Here is a 20,272-nt window from a genome sequence, read left to right as displayed (position 1 = left end):
AGCTCTCAGGCAGGGGATCCCCTACGGGCCCGTACGACTCGAGACTGACCCGAAGACGGCTCTCGGGTCTGACGACTGGCGTGGCCCGCGTCACTACTGTCGAGGATGTGACTGTGATCGCGACCGAAAGCCTGAGCAAGCGGTTCCCCCGGGTGACCGCGCTTGACCGGCTCTCCGTCGACGTCGGGCCCGGGGTGACCGGACTCGTCGGAGCCAACGGAGCCGGCAAGTCCACACTGATCAAGATCCTGCTGGGTCTGTCCCCCGCCTCCGAGGGCCGCGCCGAAGTGCTCGGGCTCGACGTCGCGACCAAGGGCGCCGACATCCGCGAGCGGGTCGGCTACATGCCGGAGCACGACTGCCTGCCGCCCGACGTCTCGGCCACCGAGTTCGTCGTGCACATGGCCCGCATGTCCGGCCTGCCGCCCACCGCCGCGCGCGAACGCACCGCGGACACCCTGCGCCACGTCGGGCTGTACGAGGAGCGCTACCGACCCATCGGCGGTTACTCGACCGGCATGAAGCAGCGCGTCAAGCTCGCCCAGGCCCTGGTCCACGACCCCCAGTTGGTCTTCCTCGACGAGCCGACCAACGGCCTCGACCCGGTCGGCCGCGACGAGATGCTCGGCCTGATCCGCCGCATCCACACGGACTTCGGCATCTCCGTCCTGGTCACCTCCCACCTGCTGGGCGAACTCGAGCGCACCTGTGACCACGTCGTCGTCGTCGATGGTGGCAAGCTCCTGCGCTCCAGCTCCACCACCGACTTCACCCAGACCACGACCACCCTCGCGATCGAGGTCACCGACACCGACGAGCACCCCGACGGCACCCGCGCGGTGCGCGACGCGCTCCACGCACGCGGGGTCGACATCCACGACGGCGCCGACGGTCTGCCGGGAGCCGGTCACGTCCTGCTGCTCACCGCGCAGGGCGAGGAGACGTACGACCTGGTGCGCGACGTCGTCGCCGACCTCGGCCTCGGCCTGGTCCGCATGGAACAGCGCAGGCACCACATCTCGGAAGTCTTCAAGGACAGCGACGCGCAGCGGAAGGAGGCCGTCGGTCATGGCAGTTGAGCACCCGGTCACCGCCCCTTCGGGTGACCAGACCCGGATCCACAACATCGGCTACCGCAGCTACGACGGCCCCCGCCTCGGCCGCGCCTACGCCCGCCGCTCCCTGTACTCGCAGTCCCTGCGCGGCAGCTACGGCCTCGGCCGCTCGGTCAAGTCCAAGGTGCTGCCGATGCTGCTGTTCGTGGTGATGTGCGTGCCGGCCGCCATCATGGTCGCCGTCGCCGTCGTGACGAAGGCCAAGGACCTGCCCGTCGACTACACGCGCTACGCCATCGTCATGCAGGCCGTCATCAGCCTGTACGTCGCCTCGCAGGCACCCCAGTCCGTCTCGCGCGACCTGCGCTTCAAGACCGTGCCGCTGTACTTCTCGCGGCCGATCGAGACCGCCGACTACGTGCGGGCGAAGTTCGCGGCGCTGGCCTCGGCGCTGTTCGTCCTCACCGCGGCACCGCTGCTCGTGCTCTATGCGGGCGCGCTGCTGGCGAAGCTGGACTTCGCCGACCAGACCAAGGGATTCGCACAGGGACTCGTCTCCGTGGCACTGCTCTCGCTGCTCTTCGCCGGCCTCGGCCTGGTCATCGCGTCGGTGACCCCGCGCCGCGGCTTCGGCATCGCGGCCGTCATCGCCGTCCTGACCATCTCCTACGGCGCCGTCTCCACGCTCCAGGCCATCGCCGACGTGCAGAACAGCGCCGAGGCCGTCCCCTGGATCGGCCTCTTCTCGCCCATCACGCTCATCGACGGGCTGCAGTCCGCCTTCCTCGGCGCGAGCTCGGCGTTCCCGGGCGGGATCGGCCCGTCGAACGGCGAGGGCGTCGTCTACGTCCTCGCCGTCCTGGGCCTGATCGCCGCCAGCTACGGCCTCCTGATGCGCCGCTACCGGAAGGTGGGAATGTGACCACGCTCTCCATCGACCATGTCTCCCGCTGGTTCGGCAACGTGGTCGCCGTCAACGACATCACCATGACCATCGGCCCCGGCGTCACCGGCCTGCTCGGCCCCAACGGCGCCGGAAAGTCCACCCTCATCAACATGATGGGCGGCTTCCTGGCCCCCTCCACCGGCACCGTCACCCTCGACGGACAGCCGGTGTGGCGCAACGAGCAGATCTACCAGCACATCGGCGTCGTCCCCGAGCGCGAGGCGATGTACGACTTCCTCACCGGCCGCGAGTTCGTCGTCGCCAACGCCGAGTTGCACGGCCTGGGCGCCAAAGCGGCCCAGAAGGCGCTCGCCACCGTCGAGATGGAGTACGCGCAGGACCGGAAGATCGCCACGTACTCCAAGGGCATGCGCCAGCGCGTGAAGATGGCGAGCGCCCTCGTTCACGACCCGTCGCTGCTGCTGCTCGACGAGCCCTTCAACGGCATGGACCCGCGCCAGCGCATGCAGCTGATGGACCTGCTGCGCCGCATGGGTGACGAGGGCCGCACGGTGCTGTTCTCGTCGCACATCCTCGAAGAAGTCGAGCAGCTCGCCTGGCACATCGAGGTCGTCGTGGCGGGACGGCACGCGGCCAGCGGCGACTTCCGCAGGATCCGCCGTCTGATGACCGACCGCCCGCACCGCTACCTGGTGCGTTCCAGCGACGACCGCGCTCTCGCGGCCGCGCTGATCGCCGACCCGTCGACGTCCGGCATCGAGGTCGACCTGGCTGAGGGCGCGTTGCGCATCCAGGCCGTCGACTTCGGCCGCTTCACAGCCCTGTTGCCGCGCGTGGCCAGGGACCACGGCATCCGGCTGCTCACGGTCTCGCCGTCCGACGAGTCCCTCGAGTCCGTCTTCTCGTACCTGGTCGCGGCGTAGGAGGCCGAAGATGTACGACCCCACAGTCGCCCGACTCACCTACCGAGCCCTGCTCGGCCGTCGCAGGGCCCTCATCCTGGGCGCCCTGCCGCTGCTGCTGATCGCCATCTCCGTGGTCGTGCGCGGCCTCGCCGGGGCCGACGACCAGACGGCGTCGGACCTGCTCGGCGGGCTCGCGCTCGCCACCATGGTGCCGATCATCGGCGTCGTCGCGGGAACCGGCGCGATCGGACCGGAGATCGACGACGGCTCCGTGGTGTACCTGCTGTCCAAGCCGTTGGAGCGGCCGACGATCATCTTCACCAAGCTGATCGTGGCGATCGCGGTGACGATGGTCTTCTCGGCGCTGCCGACCCTGATCGCCGGGTTCATCCTCAACGGCAACGGCCAGCAGGTCGCCGTCGCCTACACGGTCGCCGCGCTGGTGTCCTCCATCGCCTATGCGGCCCTCTTCCTGCTGCTCGGCACGGTGTCCCGGCACGCGGTCGTCTTCGGGCTCGTCTACGCGCTGGTCTGGGAGGCCCTGTTCGGCTCCCTCGTGCCCGGTGCGCGCACCCTGAGCGTCCAGCAGTGGTCGCTGGCGGTCGCCCAGAAGGTCTCCGGCGGCGACCTGGTCACCTCGGACGTCGGGCTGACGACGGCGACGGTGCTGCTGGTCGGGGTGACCGTGCTGGCCACCTGGTACGCCGGGCAGAAGCTGCGGTCGCTGACGCTGGCGGGCGAGGAGTAACAACCCGGCGAAGAGCAACGGCCCCTTTATTCACGGGGACTTGACGCCGGCTCGGGAAGACTGGGCAAAGGACGCAGGACGGGAGGAACGGGGATGGCCGAGGAGACACCTCAGCACGACGGTCGCGGACAACTCGGGGACACGTGGGACGACCTCGTCCTGGACGAGAAATTCATACAGGCCGCCGGCACAGCCGAACCTTCCGCCCGCGCCCGTATGCTCGCCGCCCGCTGGCGGGCCGAGGAACCCGAGCCCCAGCCCTGGCGTTCGGACGAGCCGCCTGCCGGCTGGTTCTTCAGCAAGGCGCGTCGGCGGAGGTGGCGGCGCAGATAGTCGTCGCACACCCGTTCGTTAATCGGTGGCGGCCGACCCGGGCGCAGAGGCAGAGTGGTTGCAGGCAGTTCACGGCGGACTCCAAAGGGTCATCCCTCGGGCCGCCCGGGGGAGCTGCCTGGGGCGGCCGCTTCGAGCACGCGAGGGCGACCTCGCGTGGGCCGCCCCTCCCGGGCCGCGCCGCTCAGCCCAGCAACCGCTCCAGGACCACGGCGATCCCGTCCGCCTCGTTCGACAACGTCTCCTCGTCCGCCACGGCCTTCAACTCGCCGTGGGCGTTGGCCATCGCCACGCCCCGGGCGGCCCAGGCGAACATCGGGATGTCGTTGGGCATGTCGCCGAAGGCGATCGTGTCGGCCGCCTTCAGGCCCAGGCGGCGAGCCGCCAGGGACAGGCCCGTGGCCTTGGACAGGCCGAGGGGGAGGAGTTCGACGATGCCCTCGCCGGCCATGGCGACGTTGACGAAGCCGCCCGCGGCCCGGCGGGCCGCCTCGGCGAGTTCGTCGTCCGACAGCTGGGGGTGCTGTATGTAGATCTTGTTCAGCGGAGCGACCCACAGGTCGGACGCGTCCGTGAACGGGGTCGCCGGGAGCGTGCCCGTGACCGCGTAGCCGGGGCCGACCAGCACCTCGCCGTCGAGGCCGTCGCGGCTCGCCGCGAGGTGCAGCGGGCCGACCTCCGCCTCGATCTTGGCCAGGGCCACCCCCGCCAGCTGGCGGTCCAGGGTCACGGAGGTGAGCAGCCGGTGCTCGCCGGCGTGGTAGACCTGCGCACCCTGGCCGCAGACCGCGAGGCCGTCGTAGCCGAGGTCGTCGAGGATGTGCCGGGTCCACGGGACGGCGCGGCCGGTGACGACGATGTGTGCCGCGCCCGCCGCGGTGGCCGCGGCGAGCGCCTCACGCGTGCGTTGCGAGACCGACTCGTCGGAGCGCAGGAGCGTTCCGTCGAGGTCGGTCGCGATGAGCTTGTACGGGAAACCGGTGGCGGCCTGGCTCACTTGGCCACCGGCTCCAGGACCTCCCGGCCGCCGAGGTACGGACGCAGCACCTCGGGCACGTACACGGATCCGTCGGCCTGCTGGTGGTTCTCCAGGATCGCCACGATCGTGCGCGGTACGGCGCACAGGGTGCCGTTGAGCGTCGCCAGCGGCTTGACCTGCTTGCCGTCACGGACGCGGATCGACAGCCTGCGGGACTGGAACTCGGTGCAGTCCGAGGTCGACGTCAGCTCGCGGTACTTGCCCTGCGTCGGGATCCACGCCTCGCAGTCGAACTTGCGGGAGGCCGAGGCGCCGAGGTCGGCGCTGGCCACGTCGATGACGCGGTACGGCAGCTCCAGTGAGTTCAGCCACTGCTTTTCCCACTCCAGCAGCCGCTGGTGCTCGGCTTGCGAGTCCTCCGGAGCGACGTACGAGAACATCTCGACCTTGTCGAACTGGTGCACGCGGAAGATGCCCCGCGTGTCCTTGCCGTGCGAGCCGGCCTCGCGGCGGAAGCAGGGCGAGAAGCCCGCGTACCGCAGGGGGAGGCGGTCGCCGTCGATGATCTCGTCCATGTGGTAGGCCGCCAGCGGGACCTCGGACGTGCCGACCAGGTAGAGGTCGTCCTTGTCGAGGTGGTAGACGTCCTGGGCCGCCTGGCCGAGGAAGCCGGTGCCGGCCATCGACTGGGGGCGCACCAGCGCCGGGGTCAGCATCGGCGTGAAGCCGGCCGCCGTGGCCTGCCCGATCGCCGCGTTGACCAGCGCCAGCTCCAGCAGCGCGCCCACGCCGGTGAGGAAGTAGAAGCGCGAGCCCGAGACCTTGGCGCCGCGCTCGACGTCGATGGCGCCGAGGATCTGGCCGAGCTCCAGGTGGTCCTTGGGCTCGAAGCCCTCGGCACCGAAGTCGCGGATCGTGCCGTGCGTCTCCAGCGTGACGAAGTCCTCCTCGCCGCCGACGGGCACGTCGGGGTGGACGAGGTTGCCCAGCTGGAGCAGGAGCTGCTGGGTCTCGGCGTCGGCCGCGTCGCGCTCGGCGTCGGCGGCCTTGACGTCGGCGGCGAGCTGGCTCGCCTTCTTCAGCAGCTCGGCCTTCTCGTCTCCCGAGGCCTTGGGGATGAGCTTGCCGAGCGCCTTCTGCTCGGCGCGCAGCTCGTCGAAGCGGACGCCGGACGACCTGCGCCGCTCGTCGGCAGACAGGAGAGAGTCGACGAGCGCGACGTCCTCTCCACGGGCGCGCTGGGACGCGCGCGCACGGTCGGGGTCCTCACGGAGCAGGCGAAGGTCAATCACGCGGTCAAGGCTACCGGTGCGGGCTGACGCCTCACGACTCACTATTGCGGAACACGGCTTACAGTCCGCTATGGGCTAATTGCCCTATGTGTCACCGCATGTCAATAAAAGGTGTCTCACTCCCTGGAACGGGGCAGCCCGGCGGCGGGGCGTTGACCCGACTTCCTTGCGGGGAACGGGACTTGGGCGTCCTTCGTCCACAGGAATCCACAGCCCGGAAAAGTTATCCACAGGGTGTGCGAAAGATCTGTGGATACGGAAAGTGATCATTCCGAATCGGACATCAGGGACGAAGAATTCCCGATCCAAACCCCCTTCGCGCCCACTTTCGGGTGGAAATGGGTCGCTCCAAAGGGTTGATCGAAGGAAACGGGTGGACGAGGAGTGAGGGGGGCGACTGTGGACGGACTAGGGGGCTGTAGGGCGATTTGTCGACTGAACGGCACTTCGTTGTCGACTTGTCCCCAGGTCGAGAAGCTTGCCTGTGGATAACTCCTGTGGATAACAAAAGTCAGCAGGTAGGACCGGTCAGAACCGGCCGTCCTGGCAGCGCGCCACCCAGTCCGCCGCGGCCATGAACTCGTCGTCGGACGTCCGGGGGTGCAGCGCACGTACGTCCTCCAGGGCCACGTCCGCACGCGGGTACGAACCGAGGAAGCGCACCTCCAGGCAGATCCGCTTGAGCCCCATCAGGGCCTCCGCCACCCGGCGGTCGGAGATGTGGCCCTCCGCGTCGACGCAGAAGCAGTAGTTGCCGATGCCCGCGCCCGTCGGCCGGGACTGGAGCAGCATGAGGTTGATGCCGCGGGTGGCGAACTCGCCAAGGAGATCGCGCAGCCCGCCCGGGTGGTCGTCGCGCTGCCACAGCACGACCGACGTCTTGTCCGCGCCGGTCGGCGCCGCGGGCCGGGCGGGGCGGCCCACCAGCACGAACCGCGTCTGCGCGTTCTCGGCGTCGTGGATCCCGGTCTCCAGGGCCTCAAGGCCGTACCGGGCGGCCGCGAACTCACCGGCGAACGCGGCGTCGTACCGGCCCTCCTGGACCAGGCGCGCGCCGTCCGCGTTGGAGGCGGCCGACTCCCAGTGGACGTCCGGGAGGTTCGCCTTCAGCCAGTTGCGGACCTGGGGCTGGGCGGCCGGGTGCGCGGTGACCGTCTTGATGTCCGACAGCTTCGTGCCGGGCCGGACCAGCAGCGCGAAGGTGATGGACAGCAGCACCTCGCGGTAGATCATCAGCGGCGTGCCCGCGACCAGCTCGTCGAGTGTCGTCGTGATGCCGCCCTCGACGGAGTTCTCGATCGGCACGAACGCGGCCTCGGCCTCGCCGGCGCGCACCGCATCGAGCGCGGACTGCACGGACACGTACGGGATCAGCTCCCGGGTCGCCGCCTCCGGAAGTGTGCGCAGGGCGACTTCCGTGAAGGTGCCCTCGGGACCGAGATACGCATAGCTCGCTGGCATGCCCTCACCCTAATGGGCCCCGCGGAAACAAGGTCCCGCGTTTCACACGGAGGGCGGCACACCGATGGCCGCCCCGCCCTCACCCCTCCAACAGCGGCTGCCCCACGTACTCGCCCTCCGCCGCCCCGCCCGGCACCGCGAACAGCCCGCTCGACTCGTGCCGGATGAACTTCGACAGGGTGTCCCCGCGGTCCAGCTTGCGCTGCACGGTGACGAAGCCGCGCAGCGGATCCGCCTGCCAGCAGATGAACAGCAGGCCCGCGTCGGGCACACCGTCCGCGTCGAAGCCGTCGTGGTACGAGAAGGGGCGCCGCAGCATCGCCGCGCCGCCGTTCTGGTCGGGCCGGGTGATCCGCGCGTGCGCGTTGATCGGGACGACCAGATCGCCCTGGGCGTCGGTCTTCTCCAGGTCCATCTCGGTCGTCTCGGTGCCCCCGGACAGCGGCGCCCCGTCGGACTTGCGGCGCCCGATGACCTGCTCCTGCGCCTTCACCGAGAGCTTCTCCCAGTCGTCGAGGAGCATGCGGATCCGGCGTACGACGGCGTAGGAGCCGCCCGCCATCCAGGCCGGGTCGTTCGTACCGGATGCCGGTACGAAGATCCGCTTGTCGAAGTCGGCGTCGGCCGGCTTGGGATTGCGCGTGCCGTCCATCTGGCCCATCAGGTTGCGGGCCGTCATGGGGTGGGAGGTGGCGCCTGGCGACCGGTTGAAGCCGTTCATCTGCCAGCGGATGCGGGCCGCGCTGCCCGCGTCCTTCTGGATCGCGCGCAAGGCGTGGAAGGCGACCAGGGCGTCGTTCGCGCCGATCTGCACCCACAGGTCGCCGTTGCTGCGGGTCTTGTCGAGGTGATCGGAGGAGAAGTCCGGCAGCGGGTCCAGGGAGACCGGGCGCTGCTTCTCCAGACCGGTACGGGAGAAGAAGCTGTGGCCGAAGCCGAAGGTGACGGTCAGCGAGGACGGACCGGCGTCCCGGGCCACGTCGGTGTCGTCGTGGGCCGCGGCCTCGCCCGCCATCAGCCGCCGGGCCGTCTCCGACCAGCGGCGCAGCAGCGCGGCCGCCTCCTTGCGGCCGGCGCCCGCGGCGAGGTCGAAGGCGACGAGGTGCCCCCGGGCCTGGAGGCCCTGGGTGATGCCGGGCTGATGTTTCCCGTGAAACATCGCCCGGTCGGCACCCACGGAGGCGAGTGGTGTCGTCGCCTCGGAGGGCGCGGCGGCATAGCCCACCGCCCCGCCGGCGGCGCCGAGCACGAGCCCGGTGGCACCAGCGGTGCTCAGCAGCTTCCGCCGGGAGAGGCCCTCCAGGGAGGACCCCTCCACGGAGGACCCCTCCGCGGGGGTCCCAGGAGTACGACCCTCGGGAATGGACTGGTCAGGCATGGTGCGGTTCAGCCGATCTGCGCGTTCTTCGAGACGGTCGTCTGGTCGATGTCGGAGGTCCGCACGGTGACGGCGATCTTCCATTCGCCGGCCATGGGGATCTGCACTCCGGTCGCCGACCAGTGGCCGGTGGCGATGTGGTCGGGGGCCACGGGCAGCGGCCCGATCTTCTTGGCTTCGAGGGTGAAGGCCACCTTCACCTCGGGGACGTCGAAGGCGCGGCCGTTGGGCCGCTGCACGTAGACATGCATCTCGTTGCCGCCGACCCGCGCGGGGTCGAGGTCGATGCTCACGACGCCCTTGCCGTCCGTGCCGCCCGTGTCGAACGACATGTCCAGGGTGAGGGCACCCGCGCTGGACGCGTCGGCCGACGAGGAGGACGAGGAGGAGGTGGCCTTGGCGGCCGCCTCCTCCGTACGCCCCGGCTCGGTGGACGTCAGCGCGGTGGTGACGGCGAGCAGTACGACGGCGACGCCCGCCTCGGCGAGCACGGAGCGGCGCAGGCCGAAGCGGTGGGGGTCGGCGTCCCGGAGCTTCTTCCGCTGGGCGGTGTCGACGGCGGCCTGCTGCCGGGCGAGCTGCGCGGCGCGCTCGGAGTCCTCGGCGGTCGCCGTGGCGCGCTCGGGGTCCTCAGCGGTCGCTATGGCGTGTTCGGGGTCCTCCGCAGTCGCTATGGCGTGTTCGGGGTCCTCGGCGGTCGCTGCGGCGCGCGCGGGCCCGGATGTCACGGAGGGTGCGGTGACCTGCTCCTTCTCCGGAACCTCCACCGCCGTATCGGCCTCCGCCCCCGCAGCGGCCGCCCCCTCCGACAGCCGCCCTGTCCACCGCCGCGAGATCCACGCGATGCCGACGAGCAGCACCACGAGCCCGATCTTCACGCACAGCAGTTGCCCGTACCGCGTCCCGGTGAGCGCCGACCAGGAGCCGAGCTGGCGCCAGGACTGGTAGGTCCCGGTCGCGACCAGCGCGAGGACACTGCCGAAGGCGACGCCGGAGAAGCGCCGTACGGCCGCGGCTTCCAGCGGGGTGTCGGCGGGTGCCCGGTACAGCGCGACGAGGAGCGCCGCCAGCCCGCCGAGCCACCCGGCGACGGCCAGCAGGTGGACCACGTCGACCGGCATGGCGATGCCCGCCTGGAGCCCGACGGAGGCGTGCTCTGCCATCGCCCAGCTCGCGGCGAGCCCGGCGGCCACGACGACCCCGCCGACGGCGAGCCCGAAGGTCAGGTCCCGCTTCTCCTCGTCCTCCCGCTTGTCATACGCCCCGAAGAGCACCGCGATGAACAGCGCGGCCGCGGCGAGCAGCAGCAGCCGGGACACCAACGCCGCGCCCGACTTGGTCTGGAGCACCTGGCCGAGCAGGTCGAGGTCGAAGATGTCACCGACCTTCCCGGAGCCGGTGTAGGAGCCGCGCAGGAGCAGCAGCATCAGCGTGGCCGCGGTGAGCGTGAGCCATCCGCCGACGACGAGCCGCTGCAGGGCCCGTACGCCGCTGCCGCGCTGCCAGCAGGCGAGCACGAAGGCGGCCCCGCCGACCAGCACGATGAAACCGGCGTACGACAGGTACCGCCCGAACCCGTACAGCCCGCCGACGACCCCGCCGCCCACCTCCCGCTGGGAGACCGAGACGGTGGTCTGGGAGGGGGCGCCGACGGAGAACGTGTAGGCGCCGGCGACCGGATGGCTGTCCTCGGACACCACCTGGTAGGTCACCGTGTACGTCCCGTCGGGCAGCCCCGAGTGCAGCTGCACGGCGTACGTCGTGCCGCTCACGTTGGACGGCTTGCCGGTGTCGACGCGCTTGCCCTTGGGGTCGAGGACGCGCAGCGAGGCGTCGTTCGTCGCGACCTTCTCGGAGAAGGTCAGCGACACCTGAGTGGGCGCCTTGTCGACCACCACCCCCTGCGCGGGGTCGCTGCCGGTGAGCGCGGCGTGCGCGGAGGCCGGGCCGGCGCCGACGAGGAGCGCGCCGGTGACGGCCAGGAACAGCAACACCAGCGTCCGGACGCGGGGGGCGATGGTCTGCGACATGGTGGTCCCTCCCTCAGTGTCCGGTCTCGGGGTTGTACGTGGCCGACTTCACCGGTATCTCGACCGTCATCGGGCCGGACTCGGCGAAGTGCAGTTCTACGGTCACCTTCTCGCCCTGCTTCGGCTGGTGCTTCAGCTTCTCGAACATGAGGTGGTTGCCGCCGCTCTTGAAGACGAGCCGCCCGTGCGCGGGAACGGCGAGGGCCGCGACCTCCTGCATGGACGACCCGACGGTCTCGTGGACGGTCACGCTGCCGGCGACGTCACTGGTGACGGAGGTCAACTCGTCCTTCGCACCGCCGTCGTTGGCTATGGTCAGGAAGCCCGCGGCCATGGAGTCGGAGACCGGCTGCGGGATGTAGGCGGAGCTGACGGAGAGGTCTGCCTTGGACCCGCCGGAGCCGGAGTCGGAGCCGCACCCCGCGAGGAGCAGGGCCGCGGCCGGCACCGCGAGGTACCGCACGGCAGGCACCGCGAAGTACCTCACGGGTTCTCACCCTTGATGATTTTGGGCAGGTCCTTGATGTAGTCCTCGACCTTGGCCTCCTCGTCGTAGAGGAGGTAGCCGCCGTCGTTCTTCGGTGAGAAGGCGATGACCTGGGTGCCGTGCGTCGAGACCATCTTGCCGTTCTTGTCCTTGTGCGGCGGCTCGATGGAGATGCCGAGCGTGCGGGCGCCGGCCTGGATGGTGGCGAAGTCGCCGGTCAGGCCGACCACCTGCGGGTCGATGCCCTTGAGCCACTTGCCGAGCGCGGCCGGGGTGTCCCGCTCCGGGTCGGTGGTGACGAACACGACACGCAGCTGTTCCTGCTCGGACTTGGGCAGCTGCTTCTTGGCTACGGCGATGTTGCTCATCGTCAGCGGGCAGACGTCGGGGCAGTTGGTGTAGCCGAAGTAGACCAGCGTCGGCTTGCCCGCGGTCTCCTTGCGGAGGTCGTACTTCTTGCCCTGGGTGTCGGTGAGGACCAGGTCCGGCTTCTTGAAGGGCTGGTCGAGCACGGTCACGGCGCCTTGCGAGCCGTCCTCGGAGACCGCGGAGACGGGGCTCTTGCCACTGTCACCGCTGCCGCAGGCGGAGAGGGTGAGGGTGGCCGCGGCGAGCAGGGCGGCCGCGGCGAAGGTCTTCTTGCGCATAGAGAAATGTCCCAGATGTATGAGATCGGGCGGGCACAGGGGCCGTGTGCGGGGTGCGGACCCCTGTGCGCGCCGCGGACGATCCGGTGGACCGGAACCGGCGTCAGGCGTCGGCGGAGGTGCGCCGCCTGCCGGCGACCACGCCGTACGCCGTGCCCAGCGCGCCGACGACGATGCCCACGATGCCCAGGACGCGGGCGGTGGTGTCGCTGCTGTCGCCGGAGTCGGCGGCCTCGGTGGCGGCGGACGCGTTCTTGGCGTCGTCGGACTCCTCGGAGGCGTCATCGGCCGCTCCCGAGCCGTGGTGACCGTCCTCGGAGGCGGCGGCCAGGGTGAGCACCGGGGCCGGGTTCTCCGGCTCTTCCTCACCGTCCTTGGGCACCTCGATCCAGCGCACGACCTCCTTGTTGGAGTACGTCTGGATCGCCTTGAAGACCAACTCGTCGGTGTCCTCGGGCAGCGCGCCGACGGAGAGCGGGAACTTCTGGAAGAAGCCGGGCTCGATGCCCTTGCCGGTCGCGGTCCAGGTGACCTTGGTGACGGCCTCGGAGATCTTCTCGCCGTGCGACTCGATCGGCTTGGCCAGCTTGGACCGGGTGACGTCGACCTTCCAGCCGTCGATGGGCTGCGGCATCACCGAGGCCAGCGGGTGGTCCGCCGGGAGGCTGACCTCGATCTTGGTGGTCGAGGCGTCGTCCCGCTCGTTGGGGACCTTGAAGTCGACGACCGCGTAGCCGCCCTTCGCGGCCGTGCCCTCCGGCTGCACGCTGACGTGCGCGAACGCGGGGGCGGACAGGACGAGGACGGCCGAGCCCGCGAGGGCGGCGACGGCGGCGATACGAGAGACCTTCATGGAAAGGAGCACTCCGCTTCGAGTGTGGCCCGGTGGAGTCCGGGTGAGTTCTGACGATGGAGAGGGGTTCGCGGGGCAGTCGGTCACAACCGACGCGCACGCGCACGCGCGCGTGCCGCACGACGGCGGCCGGCCCCTCCGTGAACTCCCCAACTCCCTTGGAGTGGAGCGAAGCGGTGGTCGTGTCGTGTCAGGCAGCGAGGGCGAGAGCCGCTGCGGCGCCGGGAGGGCCGCGCCTGATGACCGTGTGCCGGATCGCGGTGGTGCGCGGGGCGGGCGACGCGAGCAGGGCGGTGCGCGGAACGCGCGGTCCCGCCTCCGGCGCGCCCGGGAGCCCCGCGATCAGGGCGCACGCCAGCGCGAGCGCCCCGCGCAGGGACCGTACGAGCGCCCCTTGTGCGACACCCTCCGCGACGCCCTGCGCGGACAGGTCGAGCAGCCGCAGCAGGGCCGTGTCGCCGCGCCGCATCAGCCAGCCGACGGCGAGGGCCGCGAGGAGGTGAGCGAGCAGCATCGGCAGGGACGGCAGCAGCGACTCCGGCGAGCCGGTGGTGGCCAGGGCGTCTGCCGGGTGGTGCATGGCCCTCATGTCCATGCTGTCGTAGATCCGCGCGTCGACGAGGATCCGGTGCGCCCGCGCGGGGGTGATCGCCGCCGCGGCGGACCCGCACGCGAGACGCGCGGCGCGCTCGACCATCTCGGCGTCGGACATGGAGGACACAGACGACACCGACGACACCGAGGACACCGACGACGCGGCCGCCACGGCGGAGGCGGCGGTGTGCTGGCCCAGCCCGAACAGCGTGTGCAGCACGGTCTGTCCGGCCGCGAGCATCGCCGCGATGCCCACCAGCGAGCGCTCCCGCCCGGCGAACGGCACGACGACCGCGAGGACCCCCAGGAACCCCGCGCCGAGCGTCCACAGCGGAACCGTGGCGCAGGAGGCCAGCGTGTGTCCGGCCGCGGCCAGCACGACGCAGACCGCGGCGAACACCGCGGCCCGCAGCAGCCGGAGATCGACTCCGGAGTGCGCCGCGCGCTGGTGGGGGACAGTCATGGCGGGCTCATCATCGCACCAGCCCCCTGCGCGCCGTACGGCAGGTCCGCAAGATGCCGTACGGTCCGCAAGATTCCCTACGACCCGGAAGATCACATTCTGCGGCCGCCGGTGCAGGTGAGCGCCCTCATACACCGATCGGGCACCTCGGTACATCCCCCATATGGGCGGCATCACTCCGAATTTACGCTTACAGACGGGGAGTGGCGGCAATACGTATCGGTATGTCGAGCCGCGGCCTGGAGGCTGGAGCATGAGCATCTGGTGGTCACTCCATCTGCGGCGCGAAGCTGCGAGCGTTCCGCTCGCCCGACGCCTGCTGCTCGGCACGATGGAGACCGCGGGCGTCGACCCGGACATCTCCTACGACCTCTCCGTCGCCCTCAGCGAGGCCTGTGCGAACGCCGTCGAGCACGGCGGGAACACCGCTCACGGCGGCTGTTCGGAGGCGTACCGCGTCACCGCCTACCTCGACGGCGAGAAGTGTCGTATCGAAGTCGCCGACTCCGGCCCGGGTTTCGCCGGCGACGACAGGCCGGCCCGCCTCGCCCACGACGAGGCCGAGGGCGGCAGAGGCCTCTTCCTCATCCGCGAACTCGCCGACCACGTCCACATCGGCAACAAGCCGGGACGCGGCGGCGCGGTGGTGAGCTTCGACAAGATCCTCAAGTGGAAGAAGGACGCCCCACTGGTGGCGGTGTAGCAGTCCCCGCCCGGCGGCGGTCCAACTCCCCCCGCTCTTCTCACAGGGCACCCACAGCGTCCGCCAACCTCCCTGACGGCTGACGTTCCTACCTTCATGCCCATGACGGGAAACCACAGGGACACCACCATCACCCGGCGCCGCGCCCTCGCGGTGACCGGCGGCACGGTCGCGGCCGGCGGCCTCGCCGTCGCCGGATACCAGTCGGCCTTCGCCGACACCGCCACCGAGGCCACGGCGAGCGCGTCGGCCTCGGCGACCTCGACCTCGACCAGCGCCAGTTGCATGACGCTGATGTCGAGCGTCACGGAAGGGCCGTACTACCTCGACGGTGCCTTGGTGCGCAAGGACATCACCGAGGGCAAGAGCGGCGTCCCGCTGACGCTGCGTCTCACCGTCGTCGACGCCACCGACGGCTGCACCCCGGTCCCCGGCGCTGCCGTGGAGATCTGGCACTGCGACGCCTGGGGCTACTACTCGGGCTACACCACCGCCAACCCCGGCGGCTCCGCGCCCGCCGAGAGCGAGGACGGCTCGACCTCGAACGACAACACCTACCTGCGCGGCTACCAGATCGCCAACGCCAACGGGGTCGTCAAGTTCGAGACGATCATCCCCGGCTGGTACACCCCGCGCACCTGCCACATCCACCTCAAGGTCCACACCGGCGGTGAGAAGGAGGACGGCACCTACGAGGGCGGCAAGGTCAACTACACCGGCCAGTTGTTCTTCGACGACGACATCGCCGAGGCGATCTTCGCGCTGGAGCCGTACTCGAAGCACACCGGCAGCTACACCAAGCTCGCCGACGACATGGTCTACGACGGCGGCGGCGCCTCCAGCGGCCTGCTCACCCTCGAACCCGTCCACAAGAAGGACCCGTCGAAGGGCTACAAGGGCTTCCTCACCCTCGGCGTCGACCCCGACGCCGAGAACACGGGCGCGGGTGGCGGCGGTGGCGGTGGCGGCACGCCCCCGAGCGGCGCCCCGAGCGGCGCCCCCACGGGAGCCCCGCCGAGCGACGCCCCGTCGGCCTCGGCGTCCTCCTGAGGTACGGCGATGAGCAGCCGTGAGGACGAGGCGCTGGCCCAGGCCGCCGTGGCCGCCCTGACCGGACAACTGGCCCTGGCGCCCAAGCCCGGGCTCCCCGACCCGCGCGACCTCACCGCCCGCGTCACCCGCCGGGACCACCGCGGCATGCGCTGGTCGGCCAAGGCGCTCGCGCCCGGTCTCGCGGCGATGGCCGCGGCCGCCCGCCGCACCGGCGAGCCCACGCCCCGGCTCCGCGCGGAGCTGGGTGCGATCGGGCGGTCCACCGAGCACTCGGTGGGCCTCGCCGGCGGCGGGCACCGGGGTGCCCTGTGGGCGCTCGGCCTCCTGGTCGCGGCGGCCGCGCTCGACCCCCGCGCGCGGGGACGCGACGTCGCCGCGACCGCCAAGCGCATCGCCGCCCACCCGGACCGGGCCGCCCCACGCCGCCCGTCCCGCGGATCGACGGTGTCGGCCAAGTACGGCGCCGCCGGCGCCCGCGGCGAGGCCCGCGCCGGATTCCCGCACGTACGCCGCGCGTTGGACTCCCTCACGACAGCCCGCTCGGCAGGCGTCACCGAACCCCAGGCCCGCCTGGACGCCCTCCTCACCGTGATGTCCACCCTCCAGGACACCGAACTCCTCCACACCGCGGGCCCGACAGGACTCCGCCACGTCCAGGCGGGCGCCCGAGCGGTCCTGGAGGCGGGCGGCACGGCGACCCCGGAGGGCGCAACGGCTCTGGCCACCCTGGACACCGACCTCCACGAGCGGGGTTGGAGCCCGAGGGGCAGCGCGGGCCTGCTGGCGGGAGCGTTGTTCCTGGACTCGCTGCCGGTGGTGATCAAGGCGGCGTGACGACGGCCGGGTACCCACCAGGTACCCGGCCGTCCCTCACTGCTCAGCCCTTCAGCGAGGCCATCCAGGCCTCAACCTCATCCGACCGGCGAGGCAGCCCGGCGGACAGGTTCCGGTTACCGTCACCGGTCACCAGAATGTCGTCCTCGATCCGAACCCCGATCCCCCGGTACTCCTCCGGCACCGTCAGATCATCGGCCTGGAAGTACAGTCCCGGCTCGACGGTCAGCACCACGCCCGGCTCCAACGTCCCGTCGACGTACGACTCGACCCGCGCCGCAGCACAGTCGTGCACGTCCATCCCGAGCATGTGTCCCGTGCCGTGCAGCGTCCACCGCCGCTGAAGCCCCAGCTCCAGCACCCGCTCCACCGGCCCCTCGACCAGCCCCCACTGCACGAGCCGCTCGGCCAGCACCCGCTGCGCCGCGTCGTGGAAGTCACGGAACTTCCCGCCCGGCTGCACCGCCGCGATACCGGCCTCCTGGGCGTCGTACACGGCGTCGTAGATCTTCCGCTGGATCTCGCTGAAGCGGCCGTCGACCGGCAGCGTGCGCGTGACGTCGGCGGTGTAGTACGTGTGCGTCTCGACGCCCGCGTCGAGCAGCAGCAGGTCACCGGAGCGCACGGGCCCGTCGTTGCGGACCCAGTGCAGCGTGCAGGCGTGCGGTCCGGCCGCGCAGATGGAGCCGTAGCCGACGTCGTTGCCCTCCACACGCGCGCGGAGGAAGAACGTGCCCTCGATGTAGCGCTCGGAGGTCGCCTCGGCCTTGTCGAGGACCTTCACCACGTCCTCGAAGCCGCGCACGGTCGAGTCGACGGCCTTCTGGAGCTCGCCGATCTCGAACTCGTCCTTGACCAGCCGCGCCTCGGACAGGAAGACCCGCAGCTCCTCGTCCCGCTCGGCGGTGACCTTGTCGGTCAGCGCGGCCTCGATGCCGGCGTCGTGACCGCGCACGACGCGCACCGGGCCGGTCGCCTCGCGCAGCTTGTCCTCCAGCTCGCGCACGTCGGAGGCCGGGATGCCGTACAGCTTCTCCGCCTCGGTGAGCGAGTGCCGGCGGCCGACCCACAGCTCGCCCTGCCCGGAGAGCCAGAACTCGCCGTCCTCGCGGTTGGAGCGCGGCAGCAGGTAGATCGTCGCCGTGTGACCGTCGGCCGTCGGCTCCAGGACCAGGACGCCGTCCTCGGTCTGGTTGCCGGTGAGGTACGCGTACTCCACCGACGCACGGAAGGGGTACTCCGTGTCGTTGGAGCGGACCTTCAGGTTGCCCGCCGGGATCACCAGGCGCTCGCCCGGGAAGCGCGCGGAGAGCGCGGCACGGCGGGCGGCGGTCTCGGCGGCCTGGGCGATCGGCTGCAGGTCGCGCAGCTCGGTGTCGGCCCAGCCGGACTTCATGTTCTCGGCGAGCTCGTCGGACACGCCCGGGTACAGGCCGTTCTTGCGCTGCTTGATCGGCTCTTCGCTCTCGTCCGGGCCCGCTGCGGCAGCAGCAGAATCAGGCTCTGCCGGGGTGAGCTCGTCGGCCACGGTCATCCTCCTCGATACGGCACTGGACCTTCCCCATCGTACGGTCGTGCGGAAGGGGCCCCGGGGTGGAACGACCTGGTACGCACTGCTCTACGCGAAGCGCGCCGCCAGCAGTACGACGTCCTCCGCGCCGTCCGTGGCGTCCAGCCCGTCCGGCAGCACCGTCCGCAGGACGTGGTCGGCGACGGCGTCCGGATCGCGGCGCAGCGCCTTCGGCATGCCGGCGGCCGCCGCGTGCAGCCGGGCGAAGGCGCGGTCGACGGTGTCGCCGGTGCGGTGCAGCAGCCCGTCCGTATAGAGCAGAACCGTCTCTCCTGCCTCCGCCTCGAACTCCACGCTCGGCGCCTCCCAGCACGCGAGCATCCCCAGGGGCGCCGACACGGAGGTCTCCACGAACTCCGTACGGCGCTCGCCGATCACCAGCGGGGGGCTGTGTCCGGCGCCTGCGAGGGTGATCTTGCGCAGCGCGGGTTCGCAGTAGGCGAACAGGGCGGTGGCGGAGCGGGCGGGCTCGGTGAGCCGCAGCAGCAGTTCCAGGTCGGACAGGACGGCGACCGGGTCCTCGCCCTCCATCACGGCGTACGCCCGCAGGGACGCCCGCAGCCGCCCCATCGCGGCGACCGCGCTCGGCCCGGACCCGGTGACCGACCCGACCGCGAGGCCGAGCGCGGCGTCGGGCAGGGGCAGCGCGTCGTACCAGTCGCCGCCGCCGCGCGGACCGGTGCGGTGCCGGGCGGCGAGCTGGACCCCGGCCACCCGCGGCAGCCGGGAGGGGAGCAGTTCCTCGGCCATCGTCGCCAGGCACGCGCGCGTGCGCTCGACCTCCACGAGCCGGGCGAGGTGCGCGCCGGCGTAGCGGGCGTACAGGCCGACGAGGTGGCGGCGGCGCTCGTCCGGCTCGGCGGGCTCGTCGTAGAGCCACACGGCGGCCCCCAGGCGGCCGACCGACTCGGTGGACAGGGGGAGTGTGTAACTCGCGGCGTAGCCGAGGCGGGCGGCCACCTCGCGGTGACGGGGGTCGAGGCCGTCCTCGCCGAACAGGTCGGGCTGCGCGATCCCGGCCTCGCCGCCGGGCAGTCCTTCGAGGATGCGGCCGTAGGACATGGCGCTGCGCGGCACCGTCTCGATGTGGCCGAGATCGGCTCTGCCGAGGCCCAGGCCGATGGTGCTGTCCGGTCCCAGTCCGTCGGCCGGTTCCAGTACGACGAGACCGCGCCGGGCGCCCACGAGGGCGGCACCGGCGCGCAGCAGTTCCTGGAGGGCGTCGGCCAGTTGGTCCGTACGGGCCAGACGTTCGGTGAGTTCGTGGAGAGTGGTGAGGTCGGAGACCCAGCCGGCGAGGCGGTCCTGGAGCAGGGCTCCGGCGCCGGGCGAGACCTGAGGGGTGGACGGGGCTGCGGGCGCGGGCGCGACAGTGTGTGCGGGCGAGGGAACCGTTGAATCGATTCCGGCCACTTTCGGAGCGTGAGGGGCGGTCATGACGTCCGGCTTTCAGACCGGTGCGTATTGCTCAAAAGCATCGCAAACCCCCATGTCATTCTGCGCCGCCAGCGGTGTCTCCACATGTACACGCACTCGTGAGGGGATGTCCAGCATTGTCCTGCTGGGATTCCTGGTGTCCATGAAGTTCAAGGTGATTTCTTTCGGGGACTCGTGAACCCCTTGCGAAAAGGCAAAGTTGGCTTAAAACTGACTCGGGTAGCGGGTGTTTGCGGTCGACTGGCCTTGCTCCACAGAGCGTCACAGCGGTCGTGTTGGGTACGTACTCGGTAAGGACCAGGGGTCGTCGGGAGCCACCCGGAACCCGGTGACCGACCCGAGCGTCTTAGCCACCGACGACCGTGCCCCATCCTCCCGCGGCGGAGGCGGAGAGAAATACGCGGTACGGCAAACGCCACACTTCGCCACCCCGCGCCACGCCCATGCTTTTGATGAACGCGGTATGGACGCGGACGCAGCCAGAGATCGGCCCATAGGGGTTCCCCTTGTCGCGGACAGGGGTGTGATGCGCCAAAAGGTACG

19 protein-coding genes are annotated in these 20,272 nt (G+C 70.9%); 8 read left to right on the top strand and 11 right to left on the bottom strand.

What is annotated here, in order from left to right; genetic code table 11:
• Positions 1-113: 113 nt before the first annotated feature.
• The 5 genes from ACFYWX_RS32530 to ACFYWX_RS32510 all read left to right on the top strand — a co-directional run bounded on the left by ACFYWX_RS32530 (position 114) and on the right by ACFYWX_RS32510 (position 3,948).
• Positions 114-1,079, top strand: a complete 966-nt coding sequence (locus ACFYWX_RS32530; RefSeq protein ID WP_389428267.1) for an ABC transporter ATP-binding protein — start codon at positions 114-116, stop codon at positions 1,077-1,079.
• Positions 1,069-1,977: an ABC transporter permease gene (locus ACFYWX_RS32525; protein WP_389428266.1), complete on the top strand. Its 909-nt coding sequence runs from the start codon at positions 1,069-1,071 to the stop codon at positions 1,975-1,977. The genes ACFYWX_RS32530 and ACFYWX_RS32525 overlap by 11 nt, the downstream gene beginning before the upstream one ends.
• A complete protein-coding gene (locus ACFYWX_RS32520) occupies positions 1,974-2,885 on the top strand; it encodes an ABC transporter ATP-binding protein (RefSeq protein WP_389428265.1) in 912 nt (303 codons plus the stop codon). Before ACFYWX_RS32525 ends, ACFYWX_RS32520 begins: the two co-directional genes overlap by 4 nt.
• 10 nt (positions 2,886-2,895) lie before the next feature.
• Positions 2,896-3,615: an ABC transporter permease subunit gene (locus ACFYWX_RS32515; protein ID WP_389428263.1), complete on the top strand. Its 720-nt coding sequence runs from the start codon at positions 2,896-2,898 to the stop codon at positions 3,613-3,615.
• Positions 3,616-3,708: 93 nt separating this feature from the next.
• On the top strand, positions 3,709-3,948 hold the full coding sequence (locus ACFYWX_RS32510; protein WP_389428261.1) for a hypothetical protein: 240 nt from the start codon (positions 3,709-3,711) through the stop codon (positions 3,946-3,948).
• Between the two features lie 184 nt (positions 3,949-4,132).
• On the opposite strand, the gene ACFYWX_RS32505 is transcribed toward ACFYWX_RS32510, so the two are convergent.
• The 9 genes from ACFYWX_RS32505 to ACFYWX_RS32465 form a co-directional block, all read right to left on the bottom strand.
• A complete protein-coding gene (locus tag ACFYWX_RS32505; RefSeq protein ID WP_389428259.1) occupies positions 4,133-4,945 on the bottom strand; it encodes an HAD family hydrolase in 813 nt (270 codons plus the stop codon).
• Positions 4,942-6,219, bottom strand: coding sequence for a serine--tRNA ligase (gene serS / locus ACFYWX_RS32500; RefSeq protein ID WP_389428257.1), 1,278 nt, complete (start codon positions 6,217-6,219; stop codon positions 4,942-4,944). Before serS ends, ACFYWX_RS32505 begins: the two co-directional genes overlap by 4 nt.
• 528 nt (positions 6,220-6,747) lie before the next feature.
• Complete coding sequence (gene pheA, locus ACFYWX_RS32495; RefSeq protein ID WP_389428255.1) at positions 6,748-7,680, bottom strand: prephenate dehydratase; 933 nt, start codon at positions 7,678-7,680, stop codon at positions 6,748-6,750.
• 79 nt (positions 7,681-7,759) lie between these two features.
• The gene (gene efeB / locus ACFYWX_RS32490) at positions 7,760-9,058 is read right to left on the bottom strand and encodes an iron uptake transporter deferrochelatase/peroxidase subunit (RefSeq protein ID WP_389428253.1); all 1,299 of its coding nucleotides are present in this window, start codon (positions 9,056-9,058) and stop codon (positions 7,760-7,762) included.
• An 8-nt stretch (positions 9,059-9,066) separates the two neighbouring features.
• Complete coding sequence (locus ACFYWX_RS32485) at positions 9,067-11,088, bottom strand: copper resistance CopC/CopD family protein (RefSeq protein WP_389428251.1); 2,022 nt, start codon at positions 11,086-11,088, stop codon at positions 9,067-9,069.
• Positions 11,089-11,101: 13 nt separating this feature from the next.
• Entirely contained in the window at positions 11,102-11,575 is a 474-nt protein-coding gene (locus ACFYWX_RS32480) for a copper chaperone PCu(A)C (RefSeq protein ID WP_389428249.1), read from the bottom strand.
• Positions 11,572-12,222, bottom strand: a complete 651-nt coding sequence (locus tag ACFYWX_RS32475) for an SCO family protein (protein ID WP_389428247.1) — start codon at positions 12,220-12,222, stop codon at positions 11,572-11,574. Before ACFYWX_RS32475 ends, ACFYWX_RS32480 begins: the two co-directional genes overlap by 4 nt.
• A 103-nt stretch (positions 12,223-12,325) precedes the next feature.
• The gene (locus tag ACFYWX_RS32470) at positions 12,326-13,075 is read right to left on the bottom strand and encodes a YcnI family protein (RefSeq protein WP_389428245.1); all 750 of its coding nucleotides are present in this window, start codon (positions 13,073-13,075) and stop codon (positions 12,326-12,328) included.
• A gap of 190 nt (positions 13,076-13,265) precedes the next feature.
• Positions 13,266-14,132: a hypothetical protein gene (locus tag ACFYWX_RS32465; protein ID WP_389428243.1), complete on the bottom strand. Its 867-nt coding sequence runs from the start codon at positions 14,130-14,132 to the stop codon at positions 13,266-13,268.
• A 253-nt stretch (positions 14,133-14,385) separates the two neighbouring features.
• On the opposite strand from ACFYWX_RS32465, the gene ACFYWX_RS32460 reads away from it, so the two are divergent.
• From ACFYWX_RS32460 to ACFYWX_RS32450, 3 genes are all read left to right on the top strand, one after another.
• The gene (locus tag ACFYWX_RS32460; protein WP_389428241.1) at positions 14,386-14,835 is read left to right on the top strand and encodes an ATP-binding protein; all 450 of its coding nucleotides are present in this window, start codon (positions 14,386-14,388) and stop codon (positions 14,833-14,835) included.
• 102 nt (positions 14,836-14,937) lie between these two features.
• Entirely contained in the window at positions 14,938-15,885 is a 948-nt protein-coding gene (locus ACFYWX_RS32455; protein WP_389428239.1) for an intradiol ring-cleavage dioxygenase, read from the top strand.
• A gap of 9 nt (positions 15,886-15,894) precedes the next feature.
• Positions 15,895-16,722 carry a triphosphoribosyl-dephospho-CoA synthase gene (locus tag ACFYWX_RS32450; protein ID WP_389428237.1) on the top strand — a complete coding sequence of 276 codons (828 nt, stop codon included), beginning with the start codon at positions 15,895-15,897 and terminating at the stop codon, positions 16,720-16,722.
• A gap of 43 nt (positions 16,723-16,765) precedes the next feature.
• Here the strand turns inward: ACFYWX_RS32450 and ACFYWX_RS32445 are convergent, their stop codons facing one another.
• Together ACFYWX_RS32445 and ACFYWX_RS32440 are read right to left on the bottom strand one after the other, a co-directional pair.
• The gene (locus ACFYWX_RS32445; protein WP_389428235.1) at positions 16,766-18,256 is read right to left on the bottom strand and encodes an aminopeptidase P family protein; all 1,491 of its coding nucleotides are present in this window, start codon (positions 18,254-18,256) and stop codon (positions 16,766-16,768) included.
• A gap of 84 nt (positions 18,257-18,340) precedes the next feature.
• Positions 18,341-19,729, bottom strand: a complete 1,389-nt coding sequence (locus tag ACFYWX_RS32440) for a PP2C family protein-serine/threonine phosphatase (RefSeq protein WP_389428233.1) — start codon at positions 19,727-19,729, stop codon at positions 18,341-18,343.
• Positions 19,730-20,272 lie beyond the last annotated feature (543 nt).

The organism is Streptomyces sp. NPDC002888 (genome assembly GCF_042888465.1).
In the GTDB taxonomy this organism is placed as follows: Bacteria; Actinomycetota; Actinomycetes; order Streptomycetales; family Streptomycetaceae; genus Streptomyces.
Note: the sequence above shows the minus strand (reverse complement) of the source record. Positions and strands in the feature narration are given on the sequence as shown.